Consider the following 18,282-nt stretch of genomic DNA (forward strand, 5'->3'; position numbering starts at 1 on the left):
ACCGAACCGGCGGGCCTTGAACCCGCGACAGGAGTGTAGACATGGCAGCGGTCCAGGAGACCATCGATCAGGTCAAGTCGATCGACGTGACCGAGTACAAATACGGCTTCGTCACCGAGATCGAGGTCGACAAGCCGGCCAAAGGCCTGACCGAGGACACGGTCCGCTACATCTCGGCCCGCAAGGGCGAGCCGGAATGGATGCTGGAATGGCGGCTCGATGCTTTCCGCCGCTGGAAGACCATGACCGAGCCGACCTGGTCGCGCGTCAACTATCCGCCGATCAATTACCAGGACATCTATTATTACGCCGCGCCGAAGAAGGGTGCCGATCCGAAGTCGCTCGACGAGGTCGATCCGGCGATCCTGGAGACCTACAAGAAGCTCGGTATCCCGCTGCGCGAGCAGGAGATCCTGGCCGGTGTCGCGCCGGAGAACCGCGTCGCGGTCGATGCCGTGTTCGACTCGGTTTCGGTCGTCACGACCTTCAAGAAGGAGCTGGCGGAGGCCGGCGTGATCTTCTGTTCGATCTCGGATGCGATCAAGGAGCATCCCGAGCTGGTGAAGAAGTACCTCGCCACCGTCGTGCCGGTGACCGACAATTACTTTGCAACGCTGAACTGCGCGGTCTTCACCGACGGCTCCTTCGTCTACATCCCCAAGGGCGTGCGCTGCCCGATGGAGCTGTCGACCTACTTTCGCATCAACGAGCAGAACACCGGCCAGTTCGAGCGCACGTTGATCATCGCCGACGAGGGCTCCTATGTGAGCTATCTCGAAGGCTGCACGGCGCCCAAGCGCGACGAGAACCAGCTGCATGCGGCGGTGGTCGAGCTGATCGCGCTCGACGATGCCGAGATCAAGTACTCGACCGTCCAGAACTGGTACCCCGGCGATGCCGAAGGCAAGGGTGGCATCTACAACTTCGTGACCAAGCGCGGCGATTGCCGCGGCAGGAACTCGAAAATCTCATGGACGCAGGTCGAGACCGGCTCGGCGATCACCTGGAAGTACCCGTCCTGCATCCTGCGCGGCGACGGCTCGCGCGGCGAGTTCTACTCGATCGCGGTGTCGAACGGGGCTCAGCAGGTCGATAGCGGCACCAAGATGCTGCATCTCGGCAAGAACACGACCTCGAAGATCATCGCCAAGGGCATCGCCGCCGGAAAGTCGGACTCGACCTATCGCGGCATGGTCTCGGCCCATCGCAAGGCGACCGGCGCGCGCAACTTCACCAATTGCGACTCGCTGCTGATCGGCGACCAGTGCGGCGCGCACACCATCCCCTACATCGAGGCCAAGACCGCGACCGCGATCTTCGAGCACGAGGCGACCACGTCGAAGATCGGCGAGGACCAGATGTTCTACTGCCAGCAGCGCGGCCTCTCCGAGGAGGAGGCGGTGGCGCTGATCGTCAACGGCTTCGTCAAGGAGGTGCTGCAGCAGCTCCCGATGGAGTTCGCCGTCGAGGCGCAGAAGCTGATCACGATCTCGCTGGAAGGCTCGGTCGGCTGAGCCCGTCATGGTCGGGCTTGTCCCGACCATCCACGCCTTTTGTTTGCAATGCGCGCGTCGCGGACGCTCGGCACAAGGCCGAGCCTGACGTGGCAGGAAATCGGAACTGAACGATGCTCGAAATTCGCAATCTCACCGTCAAGATCGCCGACGAGGACAAGCAGATCCTCAATGGTCTCAACCTCACGGTGAACGCAGGCGAAGTCGCCGCGATCATGGGGCCGAACGGCTCCGGCAAGTCGACGCTGAGCTATGTCATCGCCGGCAAGGAGGACTACGAGGTCCTCGACGGCGAGATCCTGCTCAATGGCGAGAACCTGCTGGAGATGGAGGCCGATGCCCGCGCCGCCGCCGGCATCTTCCTGGCCTTCCAGTACCCGCTGGAGATTCCCGGCGTCGCCACCATGACCTTCCTCAAGGCGGCGATGAACGCGCAGCGCAAGGCGCGCGGCGAGGCCGAGCTGCTGACGCCGGACTTCATCAAGCAGGTGAACGCTGCCGCCGACAAGCTCGGCATCAACCGGGACATGCTGCGCCGGCCGCTCAATGTCGGCTTCTCGGGTGGCGAGAAGAAGCGCATGGAGATCCTGCAGATGGCGCTGCTGGCGCCGTCGATGTGCATCCTCGACGAGACCGATTCCGGCCTCGACATCGACGCGCTGCGCATCGTCGCCGACGGGGTGAACGCGCTGCGCGCCCAGAACCGCGGCTTCCTCGTCATCACCCACTATCAGCGCCTGCTCGACCATATCGTGCCCGACACCGTCCACGTGATGTCGAAGGGCCGGATCGTCAGGACCGGCGGCAAGGAGCTGGCGCTCGAGCTCGAGAAGAGCGGCTACGCCGCCTATGGCGAGGCGGCGTGATGGCGATCATCACCCCGCTCAAGACCGCGGCCGAGCAGCAGCTCGTCGAGCAGTTCGCCAGCGTCAAGGCCGAGCTGCCGGGCGCCGGCGCGATGCGCAAGGTGCGTGAGGATGCCTTCGCCGGCTTCGAGGCCAAGGGCCTGCCGCATCGCCGGCTCGAATCCTGGCGCTATACCGATCTGCGCGCGCTCTGGCGCGAGGCGAAGCCGCTGGCGCGCCGCCCGACCCGGCCGCAGGCGATCGCCGACCGGCTGGCGCTGCAGACCATCGCCGGCCGGCGCTTCGTCACAATCGACGGCGTGTTCAGCGCTGCCGATTCCGATCTGCAGGGCCTGCCTGCCGGCATCACGGCGCGCAGCCTTGCCGAGGCGCTGACCGAGAGCCCGGAGGAGATCGCCGCGGCCTTCACGGCGCCGGAGGTGGCACGCGACGACAGCGCCCTGATGCTGAACGCCGCTTTCGCCCAGGACGGCGTCGTGATCGACGTGGCCGATGGCACCGAGCTCGATCAGCCGATCGTTCTCCTGGCGCTCGGTACCGGTGCGAGCGAAGCCTCGATCGTCTCGCGCTCGCTGGTCAGGATCGGCGCCGGCGCCAAGGTCACCGTGGTCGAGCTGCAGGAAAGCGTCGGCCCGGCGCCGGTCCAGGTCAACCATGCGACCTCCTTCGTCATCGGCGAGGGCGCAGAGGTCGAGCATGTGCGCATGGTCTCGCGCCAGCGCGCCGAGACCGTGCAGGTGCAGTCGTTGCTGGTCGAGCTAGGCGGCCATGCCGCTTTCGATTCCGTCGCGGTCGCCGTGAACTGTGGCGTGCTGCGCCAGCAGAGCTTCCTGCGCTATGGCGGCGAGCACAGCCGCGCGGCGCTGCGCGGCATCAACCTGCTGCGCAAGCAGGAGCACTCCGACGTCACGCTGGTGATGGACCATGCGGCGGCCCATGGCGAGAGCCGCGAGCTGTTCAAGACCATCGCCGAGGGCGAAGGCACCGGCGTCTTCCAGGGCAAGGTCATCGTCCGCCAGCATTCGCAGAAGGTCGACGGCAGCATGAAGAGCCATGCGCTGCTGCTGAACGACGGCGCCACCATGTTCAACAAGCCGGAGCTCGAGATCTTCGCAGATGACGTGGTCTGCGGCCATGGCGCGACCGTGGCGCAGGTCGACGCGGAGCAGCTCTTCTACCTGATGGCGCGCGGCCTGCCGCGGCCGCAGGCCGAGGCGCTGGTGCTTGCCGCCTTCGTCGGCGAGGTCTCCGACATGGTCGGCGACGAGGGCGTTCGCGAGATCGTCGGCCGCGAGATCGATTGCTGGCTCGGCCAGCGCGAAGGTGCACCCAAGCCCGGAGCCGCCTGATGCCTTACGTCAACCTGCAGATGACCAAGGGCGCGACCCGCGCGCAAAAGGCCGAGATCGTCAAGGAGTTCACGCAGACGCTGGTCCGCGTGCTCGGCAAGAACCCGCAGGCCACCCATATCGTGATCCAGGAGATCGAGCGCGAGGATTGGGGCCATGCCGGGATCCTTGTTGCCGATCGGCCCACAGAGCCCGCCGGAAAGGCCTGAGATGAACGCGATCGCGAAGCCCTACGACGTCGAGACGATCCGCAAGGACTTCGCGATCCTCTCGCGCGAGGTCTATGGCAAGAAGCTGGTCTATCTCGACAATGCCGCCTCGGCGCAGAAGCCCGAAGCGGTGATCGAGGCGATGACGCGGCTGATGCGCGAGGATTACTCCAACGTCCATCGCGGCCTGCACTATCTCGCCAACGCTTCGACCGAGGCCTATGAGGCGGCGCGCGAGAGCGCCCGGCGCTTCCTCAACGCCGCCCATATCGAGGAAGTGCTGTTCACCCGCTCCTCGACCGGGGCGCTGAACACGGTCGCCTCCTCGCTCGGGCAATATCTCAAGATCCAGGATGGCGACGAGATCATCCTCTCGATCCTGGAGCACCATTCCAACATCGTGCCCTGGCACTATTGGCGCGAGCGCCACGGCGCCGTGATCAAGTGGGCGCCGGTCGACGAGGACGGCAATTTCCTCATCGAGGAATTCGAGAAGCTGATCACGCCGCGCACCAAGGTGGTGTCGCTGACGCATATGTCGAACGCGATTGGCACCATCGTCCCCATCGCCGAGGTCGCGAAGATCTGCCAGGCCTATCGCATCCCGCTGGTCGTCGACGGCTCGCAGGGCGCGGTTCACCTGCCGGTCGACGTGCAGGCGCTCGGCTGCGACTTCTACGCCTTCACCGGCCACAAGACCTATGGACCGACCGGCTCCGGCATTCTCTGGGGCAAGCGCGAATGGCTGGAAAAGCTGCCGCCCTATGAAGGCGGCGGCGAGATGATCGCGACCGTGAGCGAGGATGCGATCACCTATAACGATCCGCCGCATCGTTTCGAGGCGGGCACGCCGGCGATCGTCGAGGCGGTCGGCCTGGGTGCGGCGCTCGATTATATGATGGCGCTGGGACGCGAGAACATCGCCGCGCATGAGGCCAGGCTCAACGCCTATGCGATGGAGCGGCTCGGGCAGATGAACTCGATCCGCATCTTCGGCAAGGCGAAGGAGAAGGGCGCGATCATCGCCTTCGAGCTCGCCGGCGCCCATGCTCATGACGTGGCGACGGTGATCGACCGGGCCGGCGTCGCGGTTCGGGCCGGCACGCATTGCGCCATGCCGCTGCTCGCGCGCTATGGCGTGACCTCGACCTGCCGTGCGTCCTTCGGCCTCTACAATACGCTGGAGGAAGTCGATATATTGGTGGAAGCCCTGCGCAAGGCGGAAGAGCTGTTCTCATGATGCTCCGCCGGGCTGCCAAGCCAGCCTTGCGCCGAATGGAAGTTTTGCGATGACCGAGACCGTTGCCGAAGAGTTCAAGCCGAACGCACCGACCATGGGCGCAAGCTCCGGCCTGCCGCCGGAGGAGATCGACAGGCTGACCGACGACATCGTCGCGGCGCTGAAGACCGTCTATGACCCGGAGATCCCGTCCGACATCTATGAACTCGGCCTGATCTACCGTGTCGACATCGCCGACGACCGGCAGGTGGCGATCGACATGACGCTGACCGCGCCAGGATGCCCGGTGGCGGGCGAGATGCCGGGCTGGGTCGAGAATGCGGTCGGCGCCGTGCCGGGCGTCTCTGGCGTGACGGTCAACATGACATTCGATCCGCCCTGGGACCAGTCGCGCATGTCGGACGAGGCCCGGGTCGCGCTCGACATGTGGTGAGCGCGGGAGCCTCACCCTCCTTGCAGAATAGAAAAGGCCGCTGCGATGCAGCGGCCTTTTTCGTTGTCGTGACGTCGGTCAGAAGCCGAAGTTGAAGCCGGCCTTGACGATGTCGCCAGCGGTGCGGAGCCGCATCGCGGCATACTGGTCCGGCGCCAGCCCGGTATAGTCTTGCAGGAGCAGGCGCTTCTGGCCGAGCTCGTAATGGGTGTAGTCGAGCCGTACCGTCATGCCGGGGGCGATCGCGTACTCGACGCCGCCGCCTACAGCCCAGCCGCCGATCAGGCCCGAGCGCGAGCCGCTGGCGGCCGAGGTGGTCTGGGTGTTGTCGGGCGTGATCGAGCCCTTCTGCTCGACCAGGCCATAGGCATAGCCGCCCGAGCCGTAGATCAGGAAGTTGCCGAGCACGACGCCGGCGCGCACCCGCACCGTGCCGAGCATCGAGAGTTCATTGCTGGAGCGGGTCGTGAACTGCGTGCCGGGATTGATGGAAGTGCTCTTGCTGCCGCCGAGGCGGGTGGCGGAGAGGTCCGCCTCGGCGCCGATCACGATCGCGCCCATCTGGTAGTTGAAGCCGAACTGAGCGCCGCCGACCGCGCCGTTTCCTTCCGGCGTCAGGCTGCGCGGCACGGCGGATGGGTCGATCGCCCAGGAGGCGGCGGTGGGCGTGCCGGGGACGGTGGTGCTCGACGAGTTCGTCGAGGTGTTGGTGGTGGTCGTCGTCGTGTTGGTCGTCGACGTCACGGTCGTCGTCACCGGGATCGAATCCTCGGTCGTCGTAAACGTGTTCGTCGTCGTGGTCGTGGTGTTCGCGACACCGGTCGTCGTGGTGGTCGTGCTGTTGGTCGTGGTGGTGCTTGGCGTGATCGTCGGGGTGCCATAGGGCCCCTGTACGCTCGTGCTGCCGCTCTGGCGGCCGCCACCGAGCGAGCCGCCGACATAGAAGCCGGTCCAGCGCGGTTGGCTGGGCAGGATGACCGGAAGCGGTGGGGCATAAACGGCCGGCGCGGACTGGACCGGGCGCGGCTGCCGCGGTGCGCCCGGCTGGCCCGGCGAACGCGGCGTGTAGTAGGCCCGCCGGACGCGCGGCTCGCTGGCCGGGCAGATCGGACAGGTCTGGGCGACCTGGACACGATTGCGGCTCGGGGCGCTCGTGGCCAGGCGCAGCGCCTCGTTTTCATGCTGCGAGCCGGGATAGAGGCGGGCGAAGAGCTTGAGCGATTCCGCGTCGCCGGCGAGAACGGTCTCGGCCCAGGCAGTCTCCTCGGTCCGCTGCGACAGGAGGCGATGCAGCCTCAGGGCGCTCTGGTCGTCCGGGTTGCTGGCGAGGGCGCTGCGGTAGATGTCGCGGCGATCCCAGGCGATGGCCGTGCGATAGGCGTCAGCTGGCGACATGGCGCGCAACGCCGCTGCGGTCGGGCGAGCCGCGAGCGGGACGGCGCCCGCGGCGGCGGGAGTGCCTGTGGGCTGTGCAGGGGCTGCGCCGGCGGGGCGCTGGAAGAAGCTGACATCGGTGATCAGCGAAGAGGTATCCCAGGGGACCTGGATGCCGCTGGTGGCGTCGTAGACGGCAAGCCGGATGCGGCGGAAGACCTGCTCGATCGGCAGCCCCGGCTCGCGCGCCTCGCGCAGGAAGGCGGTGGTGAACGGGCTGTTGGGGCCGGTGCCGTCGGCCGCGGTCGAGCCGGGCGAGGTCGCGAAGGCGACGAAGGTGCCGCTGCTGGAATCGACGCGGGCGAGGCCCGCTTCGCTGCGAATGCCTTCGTTGGCGCCGTCGACCATCTGCAGCGCCAGCCCGCGCGACAGTTCACGCCCGGCAAAGGGGTTGTTGCGGCAGGCGTCGAGGATCGCGATCTTCGATCTGGCGCCGGCTGCGTCGAGCTTGCGCAGGATCTCGGTCAGGGAGAGCGACTGGTTCGGGATGTTGGCCGAGGTTTCGACGCGGACATCCGTCGGCAGGATGTAATTGGCGCCGTCGAGCTGCACCGCGTGGCCGGCATAGTAGACGAGGGCGGTCGCACCGGTGCCGCTCTGCTTCACCTTCTCGACGAACACGTCGAGCGCGCTGCGAAGGCCGGCGAGCGAGAGATCGGTCGCGGCGGTGACGTCGAAACCGGCTTCCTGCAACATCCCACGCGTCGCATTGGCGTCGCTGAGGGCGTTCGGCAGCTTGGCGATGTTCTGGTAAGCGCCATTGCCCATAACGAAGGCGAAGCGCCGTTGCTGGGCCATGGCAGGGGTTATGGCGAGAGCGAGGGCGCTTGCGAAGGCGGCGAGCGCCAGCAGGATGCAGATAGGTAGCCGCAGGCCGGTCCGCATGGCGCCTCCTCGGCGGCCTGGCCCGAAGCTCGGCCGCTGCTGATTCGTCTGTTACGCTTACCCTTAGCAAGGCAGAGATTAGCGGCGGCGCAGCCATGAAGAGAACAACAAATTGCCGCCTGGCGGCCTTCGTTCCGCATCTGTGTGCAAATTGCCACCTGGCTCAGCGCTCGGCCCGCTTCGCCGCGCGGGGTCAGGGCTCGCGCACGACGCGGAAGCCGTTGGTGTAGAAGCGCACATCGCTCTCGTATTTGAAACGCGCCGCCGAGCGCAGATAGCGCGGGTCGTTGTTGAAGGAGCCGCCGCGCAGCACGCGTTCGCGGCAGCCGGCGGGCGCGTAGGCGCTGCCGTCGCGGGGGGCGGAGCGATAGTTCTCGCTCCAGCAATCTGCGACCCATTCGGCAGCATTCCCGGCCATGTCGCGCAGGCCGAAGCGGTTCGGCGGGAACTGCCCGACCTCGCTGGCCTGCCGGCGCGGCTGCGCGTTGCAGCCGAGGCAGTTGGCCATCTCCTTGTCGGCCGCATTGCCCCAGGGATAGCTGGTCGTCGTGCCGGCCCTGGCGGCATATTCCCATTCCGCCTCGGTCGGCAGCCGGTATTTGCGCCCGGTCTTGTAGGACAGCCAGACCAGATAGGCGTTGGCGTCGTTCCAGTGGATGTCAGTCACCGGGCGCTTGCCGCGGCCGAGATTGCGGTCACTCGGCCGGTGGCTGCAGCCGCCCTCGGCGACGCAGGCGTCCCATTGCGCAAAGGTGACCTCGTCGGTGCCGATATAGAACGGCCGGCCGATGGTGACGGCGTGAACCGGCTTCTCGAACTCGAACATCTCGTTCGAGCCCATCTCGAAGCTGCCGGCCGGAATCAGGCTGAGCTCAGGGCAATCGTCGCAATCGCGCACGTTGCGGGCTTGCGTGGCGCTCGCGGGGACCGGCGTTGGAGACGGCGCGGGCGGCTGCGTCGCTGCTGCCCGCTGGGCCCTGAGGGATTGCTCGCGGGTGCGGGCGAGCCCGGCAAAGCGGCCGTTCGGATAGGCCTCGAGATAGGCGCGGTACTCGTCCGGATTCCGGCTGTCCTTGATGGTCTCCCAGAAGGAAAGCTCGTAGGGGCCGAGCTGGTCGGATTGCGGACCCGGGGCGGGCGGCGCGCTGATGATGGCGCGAGTGGTGTTGAGGGCAGTCGCGACTGGCCGGCCCGGCGGCGTGACGACGAGCCCGGCCGGCGGCATCGAGGACAACCAGAGCTGCTGCGAGCGCCTTGTCGCGCGGCTGACGGCGTCGCGCGTGCGGGTCAGTGCCGTTGTCATGTCGAGCCCTGGCGTGCGGATCGCCTTCAGCCATTCGTCGATCGCCGGATCGGTGCGACCTTGCGTCTCGGCCACTGTCTTTCCCGGCGCCGTCGGGGCCATGATCGCGATCGTCTCGATCGGCTCGATCGGGGCGAGCCCCTTGCCGCCGCCGAGCCCGGCCTGCCAGGGATTGTCGCGCGCAGCGTCGAGCACGACCACGGCGCTGGCGGGCCGGCTGACGATCAGAGCATCGAGGAGCTGGTCGAGATCGATGGCGTCGCGTGCGACCTCGGCCGGGCCGCGCGGCGTGGCATCGACCGGAACGAGGAAGTTGCGGCCACGCGATTGCACCGCATGCCCGGCATAGAAGACGATGATCTGGGCGCCGCGCGTAAGCTTGCCGCGGAAGGTCGCGATCGCGCTGTCCAGGGCGGGCCGGTCGGCGTTCTCGATGCTGACGAGATCGAACTCGCCCTGGCGCAGCACATCGGCGACGGCGCGTGCATCGACAGCCGCGTTGGCCAGAGGCGCCGTGCGATAGGCGGCGTTGCCGACGACCAGCGCGATGCGTGGCGGCTGGCCGCTGCTGCCCTGGGCGAGGGCTGGAGCGAACGGCGCGAGCAGGGCCAGCACGGCCGCGGCGAGGCACCGATACCAGGACATGGCGTTCATCCTTCGCTGCGGCCTTTCGCTTGGCGATGCGGCCGAGCCGCATCGATCCCTCATCTGACGTAGACTGTGATCTTCTGAGACATAACCGGCGGCCGGTGCGGCGTGTGGGTGTGATCGCCGAGCAGCAATTGCAGCGTATGCGTCCCCTTCGGGAGTGTGACCACCACCTCGGTCTGGCCGTTGCCGAGATGGATATTGTTGTAGTCCGACGGGATCGGCTGGTCCGGCGGCCCAGGATCGGTGTCGATCAGCAGATGATGGTGCCCCGTTCCTGGCCTGTCGATGCCGGCCGGGGCGACGCCCATCTCCTTCAGCCCGATCCGCACGGTGAAGCGCTCGGGCACGCGCAGGCCGTCTAGCGGGTAGTGGAAATAGACAAGGGCGTTGCGCGGTGCCGGCTGGCGCGGGCTGGCGGTCTGGGCCCAGAGCGTCGAAGGCGTGAGAAGAAGCGCGGCGAGCAGTGCGAGCCCGGGCCGAACAGCGGCCAGTCGCTTCGTACCGGCAGTCATCGGCGTGCCCTCCGCTTGGCGGGAGCGCCGATATAGACGGTGATGCGCTCGGACATGATCGGCGGATCATGCGGGACATGCTGATCGTCGCCGAGGATGAGCTGCAGCGTATGCTCGCCCGGCGGCAGCGTGATCTTGCGTTCGGTCTGGCCGTTGCCGAGATGGATGTGGTTGAGATCGGCGGGGATCGCGGCGTCGAGCGGCGGCGTCGGCACGTCGACCAGGAGATGGTGGTGGCCGGTATTGGGCCTGACGACCCCGGCCGGGGCGACGCCCATATTGCGCAGGCCGAAGCGGATCGTCGAGGTCGCGAAGATGCGCGTGCCGTCGCGCGGATAGATGAAATAGACCGCCGCGTCGTTGGGCGCCGGCGTCCGGCCGGAAGCTGTGCGGGCAGGCGGGGGCGCAGCCGGCGGCGGGCTCGCGGCCGAGGCCTGCTGCACGCGCACCCTGATCTTTTGGGACATGACCGGCGGATCGTGCGGGACATGCTCATGGTCGGCGAAGAGGAGCTGGAGCGTGTGCTCGCCGGGCGGCAAGGTGAGCTCGGTTTCCGTCTGGCCGCGGCCGAAATGCAGATGGTTGAAATCGCTGGGGATCTCGCGGTCGAGCGGCGGCAGGTCGGTGTCGACGAGGAGATGGTGATGGCCGGCATTGTCCTGCCTGGTGCCGGCGGGGACGAGCCCGATGTTCTCCTGGCCGAAGCGGACGACCGAGCGTGGCGGGATGACGGCGCCGTCCTGCAGGCCGACGAAGAACACCCGGGCATTTGGAGCGGCGACCGTTCGCGGCTTCTCCTCCGGCGCGGCCATGACCTCGACGGTGATCTTCTCCGAGATCACCGGTGGATCGTGGGGCACATGATCGTGATCGGCGAAGAGAAGTTGCAGCGTGTGGCGGCCGGGCGAAAGCAGGATCTCGGCTTCGCTCTGGCCGCCGCCGAAATGGAGATGATTGAAATCGCTCGGGATCGGCTGCCCGAGCGGCGGCAATTCGGTGTCGATCAGCAGATGATGATGTCCGGTGTTCCGTCGCGCCGTGCCGGCGGGCGCGATCTCCATGCCCGATATCGCGAAGCGGATCGTCGCCTTGCCGGGAATGCGGGCATTGTTCTGCAGATCGATGAAGGAGAGTTTCGCGCCGGCGGGGGCAGGGCTGCGCGCCCGGGCGCGCTCCTGCGCGACGCCCATGGAAATGGTCGCGGCGAAAACGGCCGTAACCCCGACAATGAGCTTAAGTCGAAGTCCCCGCATCGACGCTCTTCCTTGCGGCGCGTGACCGCCGTAAAGTTAGCAGCGGGTTGGGTGGGGAGCAAGCAAACCGCCTGTCATGACAGGCGGATAAATCTGGATTTTCACGGTCACTTTCTTTAGGGTGACGCAGGGAATGGTGCCATGATCGTAGCCGTCAGATTTTGTGCACTGATCGCTCTTCTTGCGCAGCTTGTCGGCATGCCGGCGGTTGCGCAGACGCAGGATCGCCGCGTCGCCCTGGTGATCGGCAATTCCGCCTACAAGAACGCGCCTCCCTTGCCCAATACGCCGAACGATGCCCGCGACACCGCCGAAGCGCTGCGCAAGGTCGGTTTCGAGGTGGTCGACGGCATCGATCTCGACAAGCGCGGCATGGATGCCGCCGTCTCGCGCTTTGCGCGGCTGGCGCAGGATGCCGACGCGGTGATGTTCTACTATGCCGGCCACGGCTTCCAGTTCAACGGCGAGAACTTCCTGGTTCCGGTCGAAGCCAAGATCGACGACGAGGTCTCGGTCCAGTACGAGACGGTCAAGCTCAGCGAAGTCACGACCGCGCTCGGCTTCGCCAAGGGCGTCAAGATCATGGTGCTCGACGCCTGCCGCAACAATCCCTTCCTCGCCCAATTGTCGAAGAAGTCCGCGACCCGCAGCATGTCGATCGGCACGGGCCTCGCGCCGATCGCCAAGGCGCAGGGCATGGTCACCGCCTATGCGACGCAGGCCAACGACGTCGCCGCCGATGGCGCCGGCCGCAACAGCCCGTTCACCGCGGCGCTGGTGCAGGAGATCCAGCAGCCCGGCCTTGAGATCGCGACCATGTTCCGCCGCGTCCAGAAGGCGGTCTACGATTCCACGGGTGGCAAGCAGACGCCGGAGCTTTCGCTCTCGCTGCTCGGCGACTTCTACCTCAACCGCGAGGAGACCGACGCCGACATCTGGAAGCGCCTGCGCAGCAGCGACAACGCCGCCGAGATCAAGGCCTTCATCCAGCGCTTCCCGACCAGCTTCTTCGCCGTCGACGCCAAGACGAGGCTCGACCTGATCGAGCGCCGTGGCCTCGGGGCTGGCGAGCGCGAGAAGCTCGAGCAGGAGTTCGCGGCGAGGGAGAAGGCGCTGCTGGATCGCGTCCAGCAGGCCGAGAAGGACCGTTCCAAGGCGGCGACGGATCTCGCCGGTCGCGATGCCGGCAAGACCGCCGACACCGAGCGCGCCGTGCCGAAGCCGGGCGAGGTGACGCCGACGAAGCAGACTGATGCGAACGAGCGCGAGCGGCTCGCCAAGGAGCTGGCCAAGAAGGAGCAGGAGCTCGCTGCGCTCGAAGCCGAGAAGGCCAAGCTCTCGCAGGAGCGCGAGGAGCGCGAGAAGGCGGTGGCGACGCGGATGAATTCCGGTGGCGTGACCGAATTGCCGGCCCCGCAGAAGCCGCTGCTGCCGGCAGTTCCCAGCACGCGCCCGCAGCGGCAGGAGCCGCGCGAGGTCCAGCAGCCGCGCGTCGTCCTCGACCGCAAGTCGACCGGCATCCTGACCGGCGGCGTCGAAGCCGCTCCGGAACCGCGCAACAGCAAGCGCCGTCCGGCTGGTGGCGCAGCGACGGACTGCACCGACGCGCTGATGCGGGCCCAGCTCGGCGATGGCGGCAGCGTCCCGAAGAACTGCCGCTGACACAGGTGCGAAGCGGCCTTCGCCTTCGGCGAAGGCCAGACATCGCCTCGGACATGATGCAATTGGGGGCTTCGATGCGTCGTTCTCCGCTCGCCTGCATGGTCTTGCTGGGGCTGCTGGCCGTTCCGGCCCTGGCCCAGACGCAGCCGGCCCCGAGCCCGCCGCCGGCTGCAGCCCCGACGCCGATCCCGTTTCCGCAGGCGCTGGAGCGGGCTGCCAACGATCTCTTCTCCAAGGCGCAGATCGAGGGAGAACGCATCACACTGGTGATCGACCCGTTGATCGACGGCATCTCCGGCGCGCAATCGACCTCGACCCGCTCGATGCAGCAGAGCCTGATCGAGCTGGTCGGCAAATCCTATCCGCGCTTCCAGGTGCAGCCGTTCTCGGCCGAGGCGCTGGCGCGCAATCCGGCGGTGCTGGTCGGGACCTTCACTGCGGTCAACAATGCCGGGGACGCGAAGGGCGCGCGCGACGCCTACCGGATCTGCCTGACGCTGCTGGACATGAAATCGAAGCGAGTGGTGTCGAAGGGCGTCGCTCGGGCGAAGCCGGACGGCATCGACGCCACGCCGACGACTTATTACCGGGATTCGCCGATGTGGTCGAAGGACCCGGCGACCGAAGTCTATATCAAGACCTGCCAGGGCACGAAGCTCGGCGACGCGATCGATCCGCTCTATGCCGAGCGCCTCAACGTCGCGGCGCTGATCAATGACGGCATCCTCGAATACGAGGCGCGGCACTATCGCGAGGCGCTCGCCTTCTACCGGACGGCGCGGGCGCTGCCCGGCGGCGACCAGCACCGTGTCCGCATCGGCGCCTACCTCGCCAGCAGCAAGCTCGGGCGCAAGGACGATGCTGTCGAAGCCTTCGGCGATCTCGTCGATAGCGGCCTTGCCGGCAACCAGCTGATGGTCAAGCTGCTGTTCCAGCCGGGCTCGACGCAGTTCATCGCCAACCCCGAGATCACCGAGCCCTATCCGATGTGGTTGAGCCAGATCGCGACCCGCGCCCAGCAGAAGGGCGCCTGCATCGAGATCGTCGGCCACACCTCTCGCACCGGCCTGCCGCAGGTCAACGAGCGGCTCTCTGTGCTGAGGGCGCAATATGTGATGGACCTGCTCCAGGCGGGGGCGCCCGACAGCCGTGGCCGGATGATCGCGAGCGGGCGCGGCTACAACGAGAACCTGGTCGGAACCGGCAAGGACGATGCCAGCGACGCGCTCGACCGCCGGGTCGAGTTCAAGGTGATCGGCTGCTGAGCGCGTCTCACAATCTACAACGATACGAACGGGATAGACGGAATTCCTCGATGAACGACATGGCCATGAAAGACTTGGCGATGAAAGACTTGGCGACGAACCCCTATGACGCGGTCGCCTATCCTGGTCACGCCTTCTCGCAGACGCATCCGGCGCATCTGGCGACGATCGCGCATATCCACGGCATGACCCCCGCGCCGACCGCGACGATGCGGGTGCTGGAGCTCGGCTGCGGCAGCGGTGGCAACCTGATCCCGATGGCGCTGCAATGCCCGGGAGCGCAGCTCGTCGGCATCGACCTGAGCGGCCGGGCGATCGCGCACGCCAAGGCGGAGGCGGCGGAGCTGGGGCTGGGCAATGTCAGCTTCGAGCAGCGCGACATCATGGCGGTGACCACGGGGCTCGGCGAGTTCGACTACATCATCGTCCATGGCGTCTATTCCTGGGTGCCGCAGCCGGTGCGCGAGCGGATCCTGGCGCTCTTCGGCGAGCTGCTGGCGCCGCAGGGCATCGCCTATGTCAGCTACAACGCCCTGCCGGGCTGCCGCCTGCGCGACCTCGCCCGCGACGTCATGCTGTTCGAGACGCGCGAGATCGACGATCCCATCGAGAAGGTCAGGGTGGCGCGGGCGGCGATCAGGCGCTTCGCCGAGGCGACCGATGCGGAGACCTTCTACGGCGTTGCGCTGCGCGAGCGGGCCAAGCAGATCGAGGATATCCCCGACAATGTCCTCTACCATGACGACCTCAACCCCGGGGCGCGCGCCTTCGCCCTGCACGAGGTGCTGGCGGCGGCCGAGCCGCATGGGCTGCAATTCCTGTCCGAGACCTCCTTCCCGAACAATTTCGGCGGGGCGCGCGGGCCGGCCCAGCAGGTGTTGAATGCGATCCCGGTCTCCGAGCCCCTGCGGCAGGAGCAGGCGCTCGACCTGCTGATCGGCCGCTGCTTCCGCCAGACCCTGCTCTGCCGCGCCGATATCGCGCTGCATCGCGGCCTCGCCGGCTTCAGCTTCGCGCCCTATCATCTCGCCGCCAATGTCCAGGAAGAGGTGGACAGGGTGGATGAGAAGCGCCCCGGCGCAGCGAGCTTCCTGTTCGCCGACGGCGTTCGCCTCGCCGTCGACCTGCCGGCGGCCAAGGCGGCACTGCGGGCCCTCGGGCGGACGTGGCCGGGCAATATCCACCATGACGAGCTGGTCACCCTGGCGCTGCAGGAGGCCGGTCCCGACCACGAGCATGAGATCGAGCGCCTGAACGAGGCGCTGACCGCGATCTACCGGGCCGGCCTCATCGAGGTCAGCCTGGAGCCGCATCGGCTGGCGACTGGGATCAGCGAGCGGCCGGTCGCAAGCCTCCTGGCGCGGCGCCAGGCGCTCGCCAGCCACGAGGTCACCGATCTGCGCCATCGGGCCGTTGCGCTGGATGGCGTGGTGGTTCGCAAATTCGTCAGCCTGCTCGACGGCACTCGCACGCCGGCAATGCTGCTCGACGCGCTCAATGCCTTCCTGGCCGAAGCGCATGCTTCGGGGCACGGCGGCCCGGCTCTGCCGAAGCAGGCGACGGCGGCGGAAGTCGACATGCATTTGAGGGATGTCGCACGGCTGGCTCTGCTGGCAGGTTGAGAGCAAGGCTTGTCGAGGCCGCGCCGGCTGCGTATGGCGGGGCACGGCAGCAGCGGTAGCGAAGGATGGGGCAGCGCTTCAAGCAGTTTCAGGCCGCATTCCAGGAGGATGCTTGCCTCGAAACCATGATGCGGGCGCGGCGGGGCGGCACGACGCTCGCCTGCTCGGCCTGCGGCAAGACCTCGGCCTTCGCGCCGCGGGTGAAGCTGCGCGCCTATGCCTGCCCGCATTGCAATTTCCTGGTCTCGCCCTGCCAGGGCACGCCGCTGGAGAGCAGGCGCATCTCGCTGCAGCTCTGGTTTTTCGCGCTCAAGGCGTTGACCGAACAGGGCGCGCGCAGTGCGGCCACGACGCTGGAGCGCGATGCTGATGTCCCGGCCCAGCAGGCGCGCCGGATGGTCTCCGAATTGCAGGAGGCCGCCAGCAAGGACGGCAAGCCGCCGGACTGGCTGGTGCTGGCGCAAAGGGCTGTGGCCGGTGGCGCCAGCGCGACCAATGTTGCCGCCGGAGTGCCCTTCGCGGTTGCCGATGACGGTTCGCGGCTGCGGCTCGTCTCCCTGATCGGCGGCGGCGCGCTGGTATTGGCGATCGCCGGCGGTGTCGCGGTTGCGACGCTGAAGCCCGGTTCCACCGAGGTGACCGGCGGCTTCGAGCCGATCGAGAGCGTCGAGGCGCCAGCGCTGAAGGCGCCGACCCGGCCATCGCTGATCCTGTCCTCGGTCGAGGGCGATCTCGAGGCTGCCAGGCAGGCGACGCAGTTCGCGCTGAACGCCGATCCCTCGCTCGCGGCGATCAAGGAGCAGGTCGCGGCGGAGATGCCGAACCCGCCGGGGCTGCCGATCCCGGTGATGCCGCCGTCGAACATCATCCTGGTGCCGCCGACCTTGCCGGGCAAGCCGGGCGCACCGGCGGCGGCACCGCGCAGCCAGCTGCCGCAGGCGCCGATCAACTATACCGGCGACCCCAATCAGATCCTGACCTTCGGGCCGATCAAGATCCGCCGGCATCTGGTCGAGATGATCGTCAGGGCAGGGCGCGTCGTCGGCGCCGACCCGACCCTGCTGATGGCGGTTGCCGACAAGGAGTCCTCGTTCGCGACGGAGGTGAAGGCGAAGACCTCTTCCGCGACCGGGCTTTACCAGTTCATCGAGCAAACCTGGTTCGGCGTGATCTTCGAGTTCGGCCGCAAGCATGGACTCGTCGCCGAGGCGGCGCTGATTTCCCGCAGCGGCCGACAGTTCGTCATCGCCGACGCCAACGAACGCCAGCGCATCCTCGATCTTCGGCGCGAGCCCTATCTCTCGGCCCTGCTGGCCGGCGAGATGCTGAAGCGCGATACGCTCAGGCTGGAAAAGGCGATGGGGCGCCATCTCACCGGCGGCGAGATCTACCTGATCCATTTCCTCGGGCCGGATGCGGCGCAGACCTTCATCGAGACGATGGAGGAGACGCCCGGCGCGAGCGCAGCAGCCCTGCTGCCGAAGCCGGCCGAAGCCAACCGGCCGATCTTCTACGCCCAGGCCGGCGGCGAGACCAAGACGCTCTCGGTCTCCGAGGTGCACAAGAAGTTCGACGAGATGATCAAGGTCAGGCTCGACCGCTACAAGGTGGTGCGCGGCGGGCCGGCTGCGGCTCCGGCGCGGCAGCCGCAGAAGTAGGTGCTCAAGGCGAATACCGGCCAGGCCCGGCCAAAGCGACCACGGGTGCAGCGCATTTGCCGCGATGGCAGCGATGGCCCATGATCCAGTGATCCCGAGGGCGAGGAGACGACGATGGGGAAGAACCGGTTCGAGCAGGTCGATGAGCCGCAGCCCGACGCCATCACGCTGAGCCTTGGTCAGCGCGACGGCAAGACTTTCGCTCGCATCGCCTGCCCGGCGGAGCTGGCGGGAGGCCATCTCGTCAATGATTTCGTCAGCGACGAGCTCGAACCGGTCGAGGGCTTTCGCTCGGCGGTGCGCCTCGCCAACGAGATCAAGGCACCGATCGTCGTCGAGGACACAGACGGCCTCTGGCAGGACGACTGGGGCGAGCTCTACCGCGAGGACTGATGGCTCTCGTCGTTCCCGGCTCTGCGCTTCGAT

General features: G+C 67.3%; 15 protein-coding genes. 11 read left to right on the plus strand and 4 right to left on the minus strand.

Annotation, left to right across the window (positions count from 1 at the left end; translation table 11 throughout):
• Positions 1-41: 41 nt before the first annotated feature.
• The 6 genes from sufB to V7S63_RS00975 all read left to right on the plus strand — a co-directional run bounded on the left by sufB (position 42) and on the right by V7S63_RS00975 (position 5,611).
• Positions 42-1,514: a Fe-S cluster assembly protein SufB gene (sufB, locus tag V7S63_RS00950; protein ID WP_100960609.1), complete on the plus strand. Its 1,473-nt coding sequence runs from the start codon at positions 42-44 to the stop codon at positions 1,512-1,514.
• A gap of 113 nt (positions 1,515-1,627) precedes the next feature.
• On the plus strand, positions 1,628-2,380 hold the full coding sequence (gene sufC, locus V7S63_RS00955; protein WP_091828660.1) for a Fe-S cluster assembly ATPase SufC: 753 nt from the start codon (positions 1,628-1,630) through the stop codon (positions 2,378-2,380).
• Entirely contained in the window at positions 2,380-3,729 is a 1,350-nt protein-coding gene (gene sufD, locus V7S63_RS00960) for a Fe-S cluster assembly protein SufD (RefSeq protein ID WP_336528892.1), read from the plus strand. The genes sufC and sufD overlap by 1 nt, the downstream gene beginning before the upstream one ends.
• Positions 3,729-3,938: a tautomerase family protein gene (locus tag V7S63_RS00965; RefSeq protein WP_091828663.1), complete on the plus strand. Its 210-nt coding sequence runs from the start codon at positions 3,729-3,731 to the stop codon at positions 3,936-3,938. Before sufD ends, V7S63_RS00965 begins: the two co-directional genes overlap by 1 nt.
• 1 nt (position 3,939) lies before the next feature.
• A complete protein-coding gene (locus tag V7S63_RS00970) occupies positions 3,940-5,178 on the plus strand; it encodes a cysteine desulfurase (RefSeq protein ID WP_336528893.1) in 1,239 nt (412 codons plus the stop codon).
• Positions 5,179-5,272: 94 nt separating this feature from the next.
• On the plus strand, positions 5,273-5,611 hold the full coding sequence (locus V7S63_RS00975) for an SUF system Fe-S cluster assembly protein (RefSeq protein ID WP_236846693.1): 339 nt from the start codon (positions 5,273-5,275) through the stop codon (positions 5,609-5,611).
• A gap of 78 nt (positions 5,612-5,689) precedes the next feature.
• Here V7S63_RS00975 and V7S63_RS00980 read toward each other — a convergent pair whose 3' ends face one another.
• The 4 genes from V7S63_RS00980 to V7S63_RS00995 form a co-directional block, all read right to left on the minus strand.
• Entirely contained in the window at positions 5,690-7,930 is a 2,241-nt protein-coding gene (locus tag V7S63_RS00980; protein ID WP_336528894.1) for a caspase family protein, read from the minus strand.
• A gap of 193 nt (positions 7,931-8,123) precedes the next feature.
• The gene (locus V7S63_RS00985) at positions 8,124-9,878 is read right to left on the minus strand and encodes an SUMF1/EgtB/PvdO family nonheme iron enzyme (protein ID WP_336528895.1); all 1,755 of its coding nucleotides are present in this window, start codon (positions 9,876-9,878) and stop codon (positions 8,124-8,126) included.
• Between the two features lie 59 nt (positions 9,879-9,937).
• Positions 9,938-10,396, minus strand: a complete 459-nt coding sequence (locus V7S63_RS00990) for a DUF4399 domain-containing protein (RefSeq protein ID WP_100960597.1) — start codon at positions 10,394-10,396, stop codon at positions 9,938-9,940.
• Positions 10,393-11,649 (minus strand): DUF4399 domain-containing protein, encoded by a 1,257-nt coding sequence (locus V7S63_RS00995; protein WP_336528896.1) that lies wholly within the window; start codon positions 11,647-11,649, stop codon positions 10,393-10,395. The genes V7S63_RS00990 and V7S63_RS00995 overlap by 4 nt, the downstream gene beginning before the upstream one ends.
• 141 nt (positions 11,650-11,790) lie before the next feature.
• On the opposite strand from V7S63_RS00995, the gene V7S63_RS01000 reads away from it, so the two are divergent.
• The 5 genes from V7S63_RS01000 (at position 11,791) to V7S63_RS01020 (ending at position 18,249) form a co-directional block, all read left to right on the plus strand.
• Entirely contained in the window at positions 11,791-13,311 is a 1,521-nt protein-coding gene (locus V7S63_RS01000) for a caspase family protein (RefSeq protein WP_336528897.1), read from the plus strand.
• A 74-nt stretch (positions 13,312-13,385) separates the two neighbouring features.
• The gene (locus tag V7S63_RS01005) at positions 13,386-14,576 is read left to right on the plus strand and encodes an OmpA family protein (RefSeq protein WP_336528898.1); all 1,191 of its coding nucleotides are present in this window, start codon (positions 13,386-13,388) and stop codon (positions 14,574-14,576) included.
• A 50-nt stretch (positions 14,577-14,626) separates the two neighbouring features.
• On the plus strand, positions 14,627-16,198 hold the full coding sequence (locus V7S63_RS01010) for a methyltransferase domain-containing protein (RefSeq protein WP_336528899.1): 1,572 nt from the start codon (positions 14,627-14,629) through the stop codon (positions 16,196-16,198).
• 65 nt (positions 16,199-16,263) lie between these two features.
• Positions 16,264-17,856 carry a transglycosylase SLT domain-containing protein gene (locus tag V7S63_RS01015; protein WP_336528900.1) on the plus strand — a complete coding sequence of 531 codons (1,593 nt, stop codon included), beginning with the start codon at positions 16,264-16,266 and terminating at the stop codon, positions 17,854-17,856.
• A 114-nt stretch (positions 17,857-17,970) separates the two neighbouring features.
• Positions 17,971-18,249, plus strand: a complete 279-nt coding sequence (locus tag V7S63_RS01020; RefSeq protein WP_336528901.1) for a hypothetical protein — start codon at positions 17,971-17,973, stop codon at positions 18,247-18,249.
• The last annotated feature ends 33 nt before the right edge of the window (positions 18,250-18,282 follow it).

This window comes from Allobosea sp. CCNWLY174 (assembly GCF_037120455.1).
Classification (GTDB): Bacteria; Pseudomonadota; Alphaproteobacteria; order Rhizobiales; family Beijerinckiaceae; genus Allobosea; species Allobosea lupini.

Coding starts and splice junctions, on each gene's coding strand:
- V7S63_RS00970 (WP_336528893.1), top strand. CDS start 3,940: ATGAACGCGATCGCGAAGCCCTACGACGTCGAGACGATCCGCAAGGAC.
- V7S63_RS01005 (WP_336528898.1), top strand. CDS start 13,386: ATGCGTCGTTCTCCGCTCGCCTGCATGGTCTTGCTGGGGCTGCTGGCC.
- sufD (WP_336528892.1), top strand. CDS start 2,380: ATGGCGATCATCACCCCGCTCAAGACCGCGGCCGAGCAGCAGCTCGTC.
- V7S63_RS01020 (WP_336528901.1), top strand. CDS start 17,971: ATGGGGAAGAACCGGTTCGAGCAGGTCGATGAGCCGCAGCCCGACGCC.
- V7S63_RS00990 (WP_100960597.1), bottom strand. CDS start 10,396: ATGACTGCCGGTACGAAGCGACTGGCCGCTGTTCGGCCCGGGCTCGCA.
- V7S63_RS00975 (WP_236846693.1), top strand. CDS start 5,273: ATGGGCGCAAGCTCCGGCCTGCCGCCGGAGGAGATCGACAGGCTGACC.
- V7S63_RS00995 (WP_336528896.1), bottom strand. CDS start 11,649: ATGCGGGGACTTCGACTTAAGCTCATTGTCGGGGTTACGGCCGTTTTC.
- V7S63_RS01015 (WP_336528900.1), top strand. CDS start 16,264: ATGGGGCAGCGCTTCAAGCAGTTTCAGGCCGCATTCCAGGAGGATGCT.
- sufB (WP_100960609.1), top strand. CDS start 42: ATGGCAGCGGTCCAGGAGACCATCGATCAGGTCAAGTCGATCGACGTG.
- V7S63_RS00965 (WP_091828663.1), top strand. CDS start 3,729: ATGCCTTACGTCAACCTGCAGATGACCAAGGGCGCGACCCGCGCGCAA.
- V7S63_RS01000 (WP_336528897.1), top strand. CDS start 11,791: ATGATCGTAGCCGTCAGATTTTGTGCACTGATCGCTCTTCTTGCGCAG.
- V7S63_RS00980 (WP_336528894.1), bottom strand. CDS start 7,930: ATGCGGACCGGCCTGCGGCTACCTATCTGCATCCTGCTGGCGCTCGCC.
- V7S63_RS01010 (WP_336528899.1), top strand. CDS start 14,627: ATGAACGACATGGCCATGAAAGACTTGGCGATGAAAGACTTGGCGACG.
- V7S63_RS00985 (WP_336528895.1), bottom strand. CDS start 9,878: ATGTCCTGGTATCGGTGCCTCGCCGCGGCCGTGCTGGCCCTGCTCGCG.
- sufC (WP_091828660.1), top strand. CDS start 1,628: ATGCTCGAAATTCGCAATCTCACCGTCAAGATCGCCGACGAGGACAAG.